The organism is Halochromatium sp. NSM3 (assembly GCF_059621085.1).
This window is the reverse complement of the sequence record NZ_JCAQIA010000025.1, coordinates 1-13504: the sequence shown is the minus strand read 5'-3', so window position 1 is coordinate 13504 and position 13504 is coordinate 1. Positions and strand designations below refer to the sequence as shown.

General features: G+C 64.6%; 12 protein-coding genes. 10 read left to right on the top strand and 2 right to left on the bottom strand.

Features of this window, described 5'->3' with window-relative positions:
* The first annotated feature begins 32 nt into the window (after window positions 1-32).
* Complete coding sequence (gene uvrB, locus AC54T3_RS11480) at window positions 33-2039, top strand: excinuclease ABC subunit UvrB (protein WP_496624843.1); 2007 nt, start codon at window positions 33-35, stop codon at window positions 2037-2039.
* Between the two features lie 22 nt (window positions 2040-2061).
* On the opposite strand, the gene AC54T3_RS11475 is transcribed toward uvrB, so the two are convergent.
* Entirely contained in the window at window positions 2062-3210 is a 1149-nt protein-coding gene (locus tag AC54T3_RS11475; protein WP_496624842.1) for a toxic anion resistance protein, read from the bottom strand.
* Window positions 3211-3268: 58 nt separating this feature from the next.
* Entirely contained in the window at window positions 3269-4255 is a 987-nt protein-coding gene (locus tag AC54T3_RS11470; protein ID WP_496624841.1) for a 5-bromo-4-chloroindolyl phosphate hydrolysis family protein, read from the bottom strand.
* A 394-nt stretch (window positions 4256-4649) separates the two neighbouring features.
* Here AC54T3_RS11470 and AC54T3_RS11465 point away from each other — a divergent pair, with 394 nt between their 5' ends.
* From AC54T3_RS11465 to nhaD, 9 genes are all read left to right on the top strand, one after another.
* On the top strand, window positions 4650-4967 hold the full coding sequence (locus tag AC54T3_RS11465) for an ATPase (protein ID WP_496624839.1): 318 nt from the start codon (window positions 4650-4652) through the stop codon (window positions 4965-4967).
* Between the two features lie 14 nt (window positions 4968-4981).
* On the top strand, window positions 4982-6040 hold the full coding sequence (locus tag AC54T3_RS11460) for a V0D/AC39 family V-type ATPase subunit (RefSeq protein ID WP_496624838.1): 1059 nt from the start codon (window positions 4982-4984) through the stop codon (window positions 6038-6040).
* A 53-nt stretch (window positions 6041-6093) separates the two neighbouring features.
* Window positions 6094-8214 (top strand): V-type ATP synthase subunit I, encoded by a 2121-nt coding sequence (locus AC54T3_RS11455; RefSeq protein WP_496624837.1) that lies wholly within the window; start codon window positions 6094-6096, stop codon window positions 8212-8214.
* 83 nt (window positions 8215-8297) lie between these two features.
* The gene (locus AC54T3_RS11450) at window positions 8298-8747 is read left to right on the top strand and encodes an ATP synthase subunit C (RefSeq protein ID WP_496624835.1); all 450 of its coding nucleotides are present in this window, start codon (window positions 8298-8300) and stop codon (window positions 8745-8747) included.
* Window positions 8748-8786: 39 nt separating this feature from the next.
* On the top strand, window positions 8787-9191 hold the full coding sequence (locus AC54T3_RS11445) for a V-type ATP synthase subunit F (RefSeq protein WP_496624834.1): 405 nt from the start codon (window positions 8787-8789) through the stop codon (window positions 9189-9191).
* Window positions 9188-9829, top strand: a complete 642-nt coding sequence (locus AC54T3_RS11440; RefSeq protein WP_496624833.1) for a V-type ATP synthase subunit E — start codon at window positions 9188-9190, stop codon at window positions 9827-9829. Before AC54T3_RS11445 ends, AC54T3_RS11440 begins: the two co-directional genes overlap by 4 nt.
* Before the next feature lie 5 nt (window positions 9830-9834).
* On the top strand, window positions 9835-11631 hold the full coding sequence (locus AC54T3_RS11435) for a V-type ATP synthase subunit A (RefSeq protein ID WP_496624831.1): 1797 nt from the start codon (window positions 9835-9837) through the stop codon (window positions 11629-11631).
* A 51-nt stretch (window positions 11632-11682) separates the two neighbouring features.
* On the top strand, window positions 11683-13062 hold the full coding sequence (locus AC54T3_RS11430; RefSeq protein WP_496624830.1) for a V-type ATP synthase subunit B: 1380 nt from the start codon (window positions 11683-11685) through the stop codon (window positions 13060-13062).
* A gap of 29 nt (window positions 13063-13091) precedes the next feature.
* Window positions 13092-13504 (top strand): sodium:proton antiporter NhaD (gene nhaD, locus AC54T3_RS11425; RefSeq protein WP_496624828.1); only part of this gene is annotated, 413 nt, incomplete at its 3' end.

The window sequence follows — 13504 nt, the reverse complement described above, 5'->3', positions numbered from 1 at the left end:
TCGTTTCATCCTCTCACCTTGGTCTGAATCCGATGTCTCGTCCCTTAGAACTCGTCTCGCAGTTCCAACCCGCCGGCGATCAACCGGAGGCGATCCGTCGGCTGGTCGAGGGGCTGAACGATGGCGAGGCCGGGATGACGCTGCTCGGGGTGACCGGCTCCGGCAAGACCTTCACCATCGCCAACGTCGTCGATCGCGTGCAGCGTCCAACGCTGATCCTGGCGCCGAACAAGACCCTGGCCGCCCAGCTCTATGGCGAGATGCGCGAGTTCTTCCCGCACAACGCGGTGGAGTACTTCGTCTCCTATTACGACTACTATCAGCCCGAGGCCTATGTGCCGGCCTCCGATACCTACATCGAGAAAGACGCCTCGATCAACGAGCACATCGAGCAGATGCGCCTGTCGGCGACCAAGGCCCTGCTCGAACGCCCGGATGTCATCCTGGTCGCGACCGTCTCCAGCATCTACGGGCTCGGTGATCCGGAGGCCTATCTCAAGATGGTCTTGCATCTCTCGCGCGGTGATCTGATCGATCAGCGCGCGATCCTGCGCCGACTGGCGGCGCTGCAATACCGGCGCAACGAGCTGGAACTCGCGCGGGGCAGCTATCGGGTGCGCGGTGACGTGATCGACATCTATCCGGCCGAGTCCGACGACGAGGCGCTGCGGGTGGAATTGTTCGACGACGAGATCGAGGCGCTGTCGCTGTTCGATCCGCTCACCGGCGAGACCACGCGCAAGGTGCCCCGCTACACGGTGTTCCCGAAGACGCACTATGCGACCCCGCGCGAGGTGATCCTCAACGCCATCGAGCAGATCAAGGTCGAACTCAAGGATCGGCTCGACTGGCTGCGCGATCACGACAAGCTGGTCGAGGCGCAGCGCCTGGAACAGCGCACGATCTTCGATCTGGAGATGATGGTCGAGGTCGGTTACTGCTCGGGGATCGAGAACTACAGTCGCTATCTCTCGGGCCGCGGTCCGGGCGAACCGCCGCCCACCCTGTTCGATTACCTGCCGAAAGATGCGCTCATCGTCATCGACGAGAGCCATGTCACCGTGCCGCAACTCGGCGGCATGTTTCGCGGCGACCGCTCGCGCAAGGAGAATCTGGTCAACTATGGCTTCCGGCTGCCCTCGGCGCTCGATAACCGCCCGCTGCGCTTCGAGGAGTTCGAAGCGCGCCGGCCGCAGACGATCTATGTCTCGGCCACCCCGCGCCAATACGAACTCGAGCACTCCGGCGCCGTGGTCGAGCAGGTGGTGCGTCCGACCGGCCTGATCGACCCCGAGGTCGAGGTGCGCCCAGCGCGCACCCAGGTCGATGACCTGCTCTCCGAGATCCGGCTGCGCACCGCCGCCGACGAGCGCGTGCTGGCGACCACGCTGACCAAGCGCATGGCCGAGGATCTCACCGACTATCTCGGCGAGCACGGCATCCGGGTGCGCTACCTGCACTCCGATATCGACACCGTCGAACGGGTTGAGATCATCCGCGATTTGCGCCTCGGTGCGTTCGATGTGCTGGTTGGCATCAATCTGCTGCGCGAGGGGCTGGACATGCCCGAGGTCTCGCTGGTCGCGATCCTGGATGCCGACAAGGAGGGCTTCCTACGCTCCGAGGGCTCGCTGATCCAGACCATCGGCCGCGCCGCGCGCAACGCGCATGGCAAGGCCATCCTCTACGCCGATGACAGGACCGGCTCGATGCGCCGCGCCATCGACGAGACCGAGCGCCGGCGCGCCAAGCAGATCGCTCACAACGCGGCGCACGGCATCACGCCGCAAACGATCAAGAAGGCGGTCGCCGATATCATGGAGGCGCATGCACCAGGAGCGCCGATGCAGGCGGGCGACTACGCCAAGGTCGCCGACGAGATGGCCGAGTACGCCAACCTGACACCGGCGCAGATGGCGAAGAAGATCAAGAGCCTGGAAAAAGCGATGTACAAGGCCGCCAAGGATCTCGAATTCGAGCAGGCCGCCGCGTTGCGCGATCAGATCAAGACGCTGCGCGCGCGCGGCATCGCCGCTTGAGTCGAGCCAGCGCCGCGAATGCTCAGCTGCGTGGAGCTGTCGGCGCGCTCGCAGCCGCAAGCGTCTTGCGCAGATCGGCTTCCATCTGCTGCAGCTCGGCGCCGGCCGTGGCGCGGGCGCGTTTGCCCTCGTCGGCGATCCGCAGGCTCTCTTCGATGGTCTCGATCAGGGTGCGGTTGGCCTCCTTGACGGTCTCGATGTCGAACACGCCGCGCTCGATCTGACGCCTGGCCTCGGCATTGGCGGTCTTGAGGTTGTTCGCATTCGCCTTGAGCAGCTCATTGGTCAGGTCGGTCGCGGCCTTAACCGTCTCGGCGGCGCGCCCGGAGCGATAGATGGTCACCGCCTGCGCCAGTTGCTGGCGCCACAACGGCACCGTGTTGACCAGCGTCGAGTTGATCTTGTTGATTAGTCCCTTGTCGTTCTCTTGCACCAGGCGGATGCTCGGCAGCGCCTGCATCGCCACCTGCCGCGTGAGCCGCAGATCGTGCACACGCCGCTCCAGATCATCGCGCGCGCTGCGCAGATCGCGCAGGTGTTGCGCCTGCACCATGTCCTCGGACTGTTCGATCTTGGCCGCGAGCGCCGGGATGGTCTCCTGATCCAGCTCCGCAAGCTTAGCCTCACCGGCGGCGATGTAGTGCTCCAAGTCGCGGAAGTAATCCAGGTTGGCGTCGTAGAGCCGATCCAGTGAGGTCACATCGGTCAACAGCCGGGTCTTGTGCCGCTCCAGATCCATGGTGATCCGATCGATGTGATCGCGCACCGCCTCGTATTCCTGCAGAAAGCGCAGGATCGGCTTGCCGGCGCCGAATAACCGCTTGAAGAAACCGGGCTTCGCATTCGGGTCCAGCCCCTCCACATCGAAGCCGCGCAGGGTGCCGACCATCTCGCTCAGGGACTGTCCGGCGGCGCCGGTGTCCTTGCTGCGCACGCCTTCGAGCATCTGGTCGGACACCGTGGTTAACTGCTGCTGGGCCTTGGCGCCGAAGTGCATGATGGCACTGCTGTCGGTCAGGTCGAGTTCGGCTAGCAGGGCCTTGATCTCGGCCTGCTCGGCCGGCGGTGCATCGGCCAATGTCATCACGGCTTGGCTGTTGTCTGGTGCTGGCGCGGTGCTCGGGACCGCATCTGGTGAGGCCGACGGCGGCGCTGGCTGGTTCGTGTTCACTGTGTTCCTCGCTGATCGATCAAAGCCCGGATTCTCGCTGAAAACCGACGGGCGCGTGCTAGCGAATGCCCTCCTGATCGAGCTGCTTCTTGAGCACTTCGATCTGCACATCGAGGTCGAGCATATCGGCCTCGCGCAGATGTTCGCGTTGGCGCTGGAATTGCTCTTCGATGGTGATCAACACGGTGCGGAAGTTTTGCTCGAGTTCGGCGGAATCGGCGTGACGATGGGTGCGGACATAGCCGTCCGAGACCTGTTCGGCGCCTTCCAGGAAGACCGTGAGGAAGCGCCGAGCCCGGCGTAGATCCGAGGGCCGCTCGGCGATCTGCGCGAGGATGCCCCGCCCCAGCTCGGCGATGCGCGCAAGGCGTTGGCTGAGTTCGCGATTGCCGATCGCCTCGGCGGCACGCTCAATGGTGATGAGCCGATCCTCGGCCTCGGCGAGCGCCTCGATGACCGCCCGCGATTCCTTGTCCTGTGCGCTCATGGGCTCGCCGACCCGCAGCGGCTCGAGCCCATAGGCTAGGTGGTAACCGAGCACGGCCACGGCCGCGAAGCCGATGCCAACCCCAAACGGATAGCCAACCCCGTACACTGCGGCAACACAGGTGCCGGCCGCCAGTGAGGTCGCCGCGACGTTGCGCAGCGGGAACTGCCAGCGCCGCCCGCGATGGCTGAAACGGCGCCGCTCGGCCACCTCGGGCAGTTGCCGCGAGGCCCGTCGCGTCAGCAGCGCCGCCAGCGCCACCAGCGCCCAGGCTGCGGCATCACCGAAAAACCCGCCCAATCGACTGAAGATCAACGCGCTGACTGCCGCAAACAACAAGGGGCTGGAGAAGATCCACAACAACCAGGCACCGACGGGGCGTGGCCGTGGCTGCGTCGGGGCGGCAGCCGAACGCTTGGATGCGGTGGATGCCCGCGCCTGCTGCTTGGCCATCAACCATTGCGCGGCGGGGCCAGTCACACCAAGCCGATTGAGCAGTGGTTGCGGTTGCTCGGGTGGTGGCTGGGTTGGCGGCTGGTTTGGGTCGGAAGTTGTCACGGGAAGAAGATCGATAGGCAGGAGACAAGACCCAGGCTCCACAACAGGAGCACCGCGCCCAGGATACGCGCACCAAGACTCGGTCGCGACGGGAACTGATCTGGCGGTTCTGATATCGGCGGTTTAGACATTGGTCTCTTGGTTGCTTCCATTTAGGCGGCGTGCGGTTGCCTCAGGGCGGGAATCACGATATTCCCTGCTTGGCAGCGGCCTGTCCAGCATGTGACTATTAGAAGATCATTATTTGATCCGCGCGCCCCCGGCTGATCCAACGCAAGCGATACCGCGATGAGCCGCCAACAGCGCAACGGATTTAGGGTACCCTGCGGCTCCGCTTGCGGTATGCGCCTCGAGCCTCCTTTCCGAAACCGAATAACCTGATCCGTAAGCACCGATGGACGATACGCTGAAACGCCTCCTCGATGCCGAGATGAAGGCCGAGACGATCGCGCAGGAGGCCGAGCAGGCCCAAGAGCGCATCATTCAGTCCGCGATGCGCGATGCGCGCACCGACGATGAGCGTTTCACCGCACGCATCCCCGATCTACACCGTAGCTTCATCAGCAAGGCCGAAGAGCGCGCCGAGCAGACCGTGGCCGAGCTGAAGCGACGCTATGACGAGCGCCATGTGCAGCTGCGCGAGAGCGCCGAAGAACGTGAGCAAGAGGCTCTCGACGCCGCCTTTGCCCTGTTCCTTGACGCGCGGCGCTAGCGTTGTAGATCGCGATGAGCCGCATACGCGAGCCCTATCTGCATACCCGCGTCTCGGCGATGGCCGGGCGCCTGATCGCGCCCGATGAGGTCACGGCCCTATGTGGCCTCTCACTACCGGAGCTGGCCCAACGCTTCGGGCTCGAACGCTTGCTGGAAGAGCCGCTCGATCGCCGTGCCAAGAGCCGCAGCGTCAAGCAGGCCCTGATCAACAGCCTGCTCAACGAGCTGCGGATCCTGATCCGCCCGATGAATGCCGCCGAAGCCGGGCTGATTTTGGCCTGGGGTCGCAAGTATGCACTCTTCAACCTCAAGACCCTGCTGCGCGGCAAGCTCTACGAATTGAACCCGGCCGAGATCCGCGCCAACCTGTACGAGTTGCCGGAGCATGTGCGCCTGCCACAACAGGATCTGTTTCAGGCCGAGGGTGTGCTCGAACTGCTGCGCAAGCTGGAGCAAGGCCCTTACAGCCTGATCGCGAAACAAGGACGCGAGGTATTCGAACGGAAACGCGAACCCTTCGCCCTCGAGGCAGCGCTCGATCAGCGCTACTACGCGGAGATGGCGCGTCGACTGCAACAGGTACACGACAGCAGCCAGGACGAGCTGAAGCAATTGCTGGGTGCGGTGCTCGATCGCGTCGGCCTGCTGTGGCTGTTGCGCTTCCGCTTCTCCTACGGCCTCTCGCCGAGCGAAACCTTTTATCAGCTGGTGCCCTCGGTGCGCCTGCTGCATCGCGACCGCTTGTTCGCGCTGGTCAACCTCGACAGCTTCGAGGAGATCATCGCCGCGCTACCGGAACCGCTGCATACCGCGCTGGCTGGCAGTCAGAGCCTGATCGAGGTGCAACAGCGCCTTGGCGGCCATGTCACCCAGGAGTCCCGGCGTATCCTGGCCAAGGGCCAGTCCGGCGTTGCGCGCGCTCTCGCCTATCTGATTTTGCGCGAGCATGGCGTGCTCATGCTCTTCTCCTTGATCCAAGGGCAACTGCTCGGCCTGCCACGCGAACTCGTGGAGATCGCCGTCGAGGCGCAGCCACCGAATTGCCCACAGCCGCTGCAGTCCGCCGCATGATGGCACGCCTGGCCTAGCACCTCCGATTGGCAACCCGAGCGCAACCGTCCCCGATGTCAAGCACGAGACAACAGCTCACAACGGCCTTCAAGCAGCGACTGCGAGCGGTCTGGGCTCTGGTATGGGCACTGGCGCGGGCGCTATGGGCGAAGGCCAAGCCCCAGGCCAAGGCTGCGGCCGCGCAGGCCGGCCCAGCCCTGAGAAGCGCCGCCGCCCAGCTCGCCCGCGCTTGGCGACAACTGCTGTCAGCCGAACTCTGGCGGGAGATCAGGCTGCGCCCGCTGCCGATGAAGCATGTCAGGCTGTTGGTGATCACCGACGATCTGCCGCAGGCCTCGCTGAGCCTGGCGGAAACCGAGAGCTTTCACCCGGACATGCGGCCGCCAGAGGAGCAGCTGCTGAGCGGCATCCCGGGCCGCGACTACCGCGAGATCTATCAGCAGGCGCATGGCCGGCTCGAGAAGATCGCCAAGGTAGTGCCGGTCGACGCAGCGCCGGATCTCGACGAGGTGCGGGTGATCGAGCGCGAGGAGCTGCGCGCGATCAATGAACAGCTCAATGAGCGCTGGGCCGAGGCCTCACGCTTCGAGGAGGGCTTCCGGCGCATCGACGAGCAGGATCGTTTCGTGCGCGAACAGCAGGCGTCGCTGGAGAACTTCAGCAATCTGAAGATCGACCTCGGCGCGCTGCGCAACAAGACCCGTTTCCTCGACTTCTATGTCGGCGTGGTGCCGCGCGAGAACGTCCCTCGTCTAGAGGGCGCGGTGACCCTGGCTGACCACCTGCTCTTCACCTATCTGGAACGCGACCAAAGCACCCATGTGGTCATCGTCGGACCACGCGGTGAGAAAGAGGGCCAGCTCGCCTCGGTGCTCAGCTCGGCGAGCTTTCAACCCCTGCCGATCCCAGCCGGGCTCGAGGACGTCAGCCCAGAGCACAAGTACGATGAGCTGACCGCCGAGCATGAGCGGCTGCAGGCCGAGCGCGATGCCCTCAGCGCCGAGGTCGCGGCCTGGGAGCAGGCGCATCGCGACTTTCTCCGTTCGGCGCGGCAAGCCCTGCTGATGGCCGCGCCTTTCGTCACCCTCGATCCCTCGATCCGCAGCGCTGGCCATCTCGCCGTGGTTTGCGGTTGGGTGCCGGCGCGCGCCGTGGCCGAACTCGAGGCACGCCTGCGCGCCAGCCTGGCACTGCCGTTCGAGTTCGAGCACCGCGACCCACGGCCCGCCGAGCGCGCGCTGGTGCCGACGGTGCCGGCTAGCCATCACCTGCTCGCACCGTTCGCGATGTTGGTCAAGCAATACGGCATCCCGCAATATGGCGAGGTCGATCCGACGCCGCTGTTCGCGCTGACCTTCCTGCTGATGTTCGGCTCGATGTTCGGCGATATCGGCCAGGGCGCGGTGATCGCTGGCGTGGCCTGGGCGTTCCGCGCCAAGCTCGGCGATTTCTACCGCTTCGGCGTCATGGCTGGCTTCTCATCAATCTTCTTTGGCGTCCTCTACGGCAGCCTCTTCGGCTACGAGGAGATCCTGCCGGCGCTCTGGAAGAGCCCGATCCATCACCCGATCCTGATGTTGCAGATTGCGCTCGGCTATGGCGTGCTATTCATCGCCGTGGCTTGCGGACTGGCGATCTACAACCGACTCGCGGTCAAGGATCTCGCCGCAGCGGTGTTTGGCCATCATGGCCTGATCAATCTGGTGTTCTATCTAGCCCTGATCTGGGGCGCGGTGGGTATCGCCACCAGCAGCAGCTTCGGCACCGCACCCTTGGTGCTGGTGATCGGCGCGCTGATGGCGCTCGCCGGCTACGCCTGGTCCCACATGCAGGCCCCGATCGGTGAAAAGATCCTCGTGGTGTTCATCGAAACACTGGAAACCGTCATCGGTTACACCTCGAACACGCTCTCGTTCCTGCGCGTCGCCGCCTTCAGCCTCAACCATGCCGCGCTCTCGCTCGCGGTCCTGACGCTTGCGGGCATGATGGGCCCCGCCGGCCACCTCATCACCGTGATTCTTGGTAACGTCTTCGTCATCGTGCTCGAAGGCGGTATCGTGATGATCCAGGTCATGCGCTTACAATATTACGAAGGCTTCTCGCGTTACTTCTCCGGCGACGGTCATGAGTTTGCACCGCTGAGACTGCGCCGCCGACCAGCCGGTTCCAGTTGACGCAAGACAGGGCCGCAGTCTCCGTTCCAAATCCGCCCTCACTCCATATCCATTCATTTATCGACCCCTTGAGGAACCCACCCATGTACTGGCTCGTTGTACTGATGTCCTTCGCCATTGCCGGTCTGATTATCACAGGCATCGCGCTTGAGATGCGCCCGGCTGGAAGCCCACTGCGGCTGCCGCGCTGGACCAAGCCAGCGATGGGTACGCAACTCTTGGTGTTTGTTGGTGCGCAGCTCGGGCTGCTCCTCCTCGGCGTCAATGACGTCCTTGCTCAGGAGGCCACCGAGGCTGTTGAGATACTCGAGATCAGCACCGGAATGGGCCTTGCCATTATTGGCGCCGGTATCCCGACTGCGCTCTCAACGATTGGCGCTGGCATCGCCGTCGGCCCCATCGGCGCCGCCTCGCTTGCCGCCATCACCGAGAAGCCGGAAAATCTCGGCCGCTCGCTGATCTATCTTGGTCTTGCCGAGGGTATCGCCATCTACGGCCTGGTCATCTCGATCCTGCTGTTGAATCGCATCTGAGTACCCACCCTAGCCGCCGTTGACCCGATAGTACCGCCGATGAGCGAGATCCCATCAAGCGCATCAAGCGCTGCGGCCGATGCCGCGCAGGCCGAGCCGCCGCCGACGCGCATGCTCTTTCTCGGCGATGACAGCCTCGCCGAGGGCTTCAGTGTGATCGGCTTCGAGACGCATCCGAATCCAGCCCCCAACGAGGTCGATCGGGTGTTTCGCGAACTGCTCGCCGCGCGCGAGAAGGCCTTCGTGATCGTCGATGACGCAGTGATGCGCATGGAGGTCGAGCACCTGAAACGGGTCCGCCGCGAAGGTGGGCGCATCGTCGTCGTGGCCGTTCCGCCGCTGGCCGCGCCGCCCCGGCTCGGCAGTGAGGTGGCGGAGCGGCTCGCGAGCATGTTCGGCGGCGCCAATCTTCTGCAACCGACCGCGACCAAGGACTCGACGTGACCCAAGCAGACCAGCTCGAGAACGCCATCCTGGCCCGCGCCGAGCGCCTGGCCACGGAATATCGCGAGCGCGCGCAACGCGCACGCGACACCATCCTGCGCGAGGCGGCGGAGAAACTGCGCCTGCGCGAACAACGCGAGGAGGCGATCGCCAAGACCCTAGGCGAGCGCGCCTACCGCCAGCAGGTCCAAGCCGAGGAGCTGAAGCTCCAAAGCCAGCTCGACTTGGTGCGCTGGAATCTGGTGCGGGATGTGGAGGCCCGTCTCGCCGATCAGATGCGCGCGCATATCAAGGATAGCGAAGCCTATCTGAAGACCTTGACGGCCTTTATCGCCACCGCCCTCACCGAGATCGAGCGCGCGGAGGTCGAGGTGCGCGCCAACAGCGCCGATCTGAAACTGCTCAAGGCGCACTGGGCCGAGGTCGTGGCCGCGCTCCCCAACAGCACCCAAGCCAAACTGGGTGATGAACCGATCGAGACCCTTGGCGGCGTGTTGGTCGAGAGCAACGACGGGCGTATCCGGGTCGACAATACCTTCGAGGGACGCCTGGCACGCTTGCGGTCGCGTCTACAGCAAGTCATCCTGGAGCGGCTGGTCCCGAGCGGCTTCGAAACCGGCAGTATCTTCGGGGGCTGATGCCGATGAGCGAGCGCAACAACCAAGGCTTTGTCCGGGTCATCAACGGGCCGATCGTCACCATCGATCTCCCGGGTATCCGCAGTGGCGAGCAGGTCAAGATCGGTGAGCTGGGACTGGTCGGCGAGGTCATCTCGCTGAATGGCCGCGAGGCCACGGTGCAGACCTATGAGAGCACCGACGGCGTGCGCCCCGGCGAACCGGCGGTGGGGCTCGGCTGGCCACTGTCGGTCGAACTCGGCCCCGGTCTGCTCGGCGGCATCTTCGATGGCATCCAGCGCCCGCTGGAGAAGATTGCGCTGCAGTCCGGCGATTACATCCGCCGCGGACTGGCCTTGCCAGGACTGGACCGCGAGCGCCAATGGGAATTCGAGCCGAACCCGGAACTCGAGCCCGGCAAGCCGATCGGACCCGGCAGCGTGCTCGGGAGCGTGCAAGAGACCGAGACCATCCTGCACAAGATCCTGGTACCACCTGGGCTCGAGGGCGAGCTGACCGAGCTTGCGCCCGCCGGCGACTACGAGATCGAAGCGACCATCGGCCATCTGCGCGACCGCCAGGGGCACAGCCATCGCTTGAAGCTGTTCCACCGCTGGCCGGTACGCAAGCCGCGTCCCTATTTACGTCGTGATGACGGCATCTCGCCGCTGATCACCGGTCAGCGCGTGATCGACAGCTTTTTCCCGCAGCTCAAGGGCGGCAAGGGCGCGGTGCCTGGTCCCTTTGGCGCCGGCAAGACCGTGGTGCAGCAGCAGATCGCGCGCTGGTCCAACGCCGATATCGTCATCTACGTCGGCTGCGGCGAGCGCGGCAACGAGCTGGTCGACGTGCTCGAGAGCTTCCCGCAGCTCGAGGACCCCTACACCGGCCGCAAGCTGATGGAGAAGACGCTGCTGGTGGCCAACACCTCGAACATGCCGGTGGTGGCGCGCGAAGCCTCGATCTACGTCGGCCTGACCATGGCCGAGTACTATCGCGATATGGGCTACGATGTGGTCATGCTCGCCGACTCCACCAGCCGCTGGGCCGAGGCCCTGCGCGAGGTCTCCGGGCGGCTCGGGCAGATGCCGGTCGAGGAAGGTTATCCGGCCTATCTGTCATCGCGTCTGGCTGCGGTCTATGAGCGCGCCGGTCGCGTCGAGACCTATGATGCCGGCCCCGGTTCGGTGACCCTGATCGGCGCCGTTTCGCCTCCAGGTGGCGACTTCTCGGAGCCGGTCACCAGTCATACCAAGGACATCATCGAGACCTTCTGGGCGCTGTCCAAGGAGCTGGCCGACGCGCGGCATTATCCGAGCATCGACTGGGTCACCAGCTTCTCGGCCCATGTCCACGCCGCCGCCGAGTGGTGGCACAAGGAGGTCGATCGGCGCTGGGAGGCACACCGCACCGAGGCGCTGGCACTGCTCGCGCGCGATGCCGAACTCTCGCGCATCGTCAACCTGGTCGGTCCCGAGGCGCTCTCGGACGCACAACGCTGGCAGCTCGAGGGGGCCTCGCTGATCAAGGAGGGTGTGCTCCAGCAAAGCGCGCTCGACGAGGTCGACACCTTCTGTTCGCCGCAGAAGCAATTCGCGCTGCTCGACCTGACCCTATCGATCTACGACAAGGGCATGACCCTGATCGAGCTGGGCGTGCCGGTGAGCCACCTGCAAGACCTGCCGCAGTTGGCCAAGGCACGGCGCTGCAAGTCGATGTACAACAGCGACCAGGTGTCGAGCATCACCGATCTCGCGCGCGAGATCGAGGATGCCTTCGAGGCGATCCGACTCGAATATGCGAAGCGGCACAACGATGACTGAGCGCGCCCTCTCCGTTTGGAATCCCGTCCCTAGCAGCACTCACCGCCTGTCATGAGCATCAAAGAATACCGCACCGCCAGCGAGGTTCGCGGCGGGCTGATCCTGGTCCGCGATACGCCCGGGGTCGCCTTCGGCGACCGTGTTCGCATTAGTGATGGGCGCGGCGGAACCCGCGATGGCCAGGTAATCCGGGCTTCCAACGAGGAGGTGATGATCCTGGTCTTCGAGGGCACCGATGATCTGGACCTAGAGGCGGTCTGGGTGCGCTTCCTCGATGAGCCGGTCGAGATCGCGCTCTCCCCCGAGATCCTCGGGCGCGAACTCAACGGCCTCGGCGAGCCGCGCGATGGCCGCCCGCCGATCCTCTCCCACATCCGCCGCGCGGTCGGTGGCGCGGCCATCAACCCCGCCGCGCGCAGCTATCCGCGCGAGTTCATCCAGACCGGCATCTCGACCATCGACGGGCTGAATTCGCTGGTGCGCGGGCAAAAACTACCAATCTTCTCGGGCTCGGGCCTCCCCCACAACCGGCTCGCGGCGCAGATCGTGCGTCAGGCCAAGCTCAAGGATGAGGACTCGAGCTTCTCGATCGTCTTCGCGGCGATGGGCGTGAGCTATGCCGACGCCAAGTTCTTCCGTGACGAGTTCGCGAGTTCAGGCGTGTTGCGCAACGTGGTGATGTTCGTCAACTTGGCCGATGACCCGCCGGTCGAGCGCCTGACGCTGCCGCGCACCGCGCTGACCGTGGCCGAGTATCTGGCCTATGACCTCGATCGCCATGTGCTCGTCGTCATGACCGACATGACCTACTACGCCGAGGCGCTGCGCGAGGTCGCGACCGCCAAGGGCGACGTGCCGGCGCGCAAGGGCTATCCGGGCTATCTCTACTCCGACCTGGCCGAGATCTACGAGCGTTGCGGACGCATCCACGAGCGTCATGGGTCGATCACCATGATGCCGGTCGTCAGCATGCCATCGGACGACATCACCCATCCGATCCCGGACCTGACCGGCTACATCACCGAGGGGCAGATCGTGCTCTCGCGCGAATTGCACAATCAGGGCATCTACCCGCCCGTGCACATCTCGCCGAGTCTCTCAAGGTTGATGAAGGACGGTATCGGCAAGGACGACACGCGCGAGGATCATCCCAAGGTCGCGGCGCAGCTCTACGCGCTCTACGCGCGCGCGCTCGAGACCCGGAACCTGGCGAGCATCATTGGCGCCGATGAACTCTCCGAGCGCGACCGCCGCTACCTGACATTCGCCGACGCTTTCGACAAGCGCTTCGTCGGCCAAGGCGAGGCCGAGGATCGCAGTATCGAGGCGACGCTCAACCTCGCCTGGGAATTGATCAGCGCCTTTCCGCGCGACAGCCTGACCCGCCTCTCGGAGACCGAGCTGGCAAAATACTATCAGGGTAACGACTAACGCGACTCAGCCGTCAAGGAGTCTCCTCCATGCACCATCCCGCACTCAAGGTCGCGTTTGGCCTGCTGCTATTGTCGCTTTCGTCGCTCGCGCTGGCGTCCGACGCGTCCAACCCTATTGACCTGACCGGCAACTGGGTCGGCTATACGGCGCTTGTCATCTTCGCCATCGCCTACGTGCTGGTCATGGCCGAGGAGTTCACGCACCTGCGCAAGTCGAAACCGGTGGTGTTGGCGGCCGGTATGATCTGGGTGCTGATCGCCTACTTCTACACCGGCCATAGCGGCGACTCGCACGCTGTGGCGGACGCGGTGCACCACAACATCATGGAGTTTGCCGAGCTGTTCCTGTTCTTGCTTGCGGCCATGACCTATATCAACGCGATGAAGGAACGGCTGGTCTTCGAGTCGCTGCGCGCTTGGCTGATCCGTGGCGGTTACAG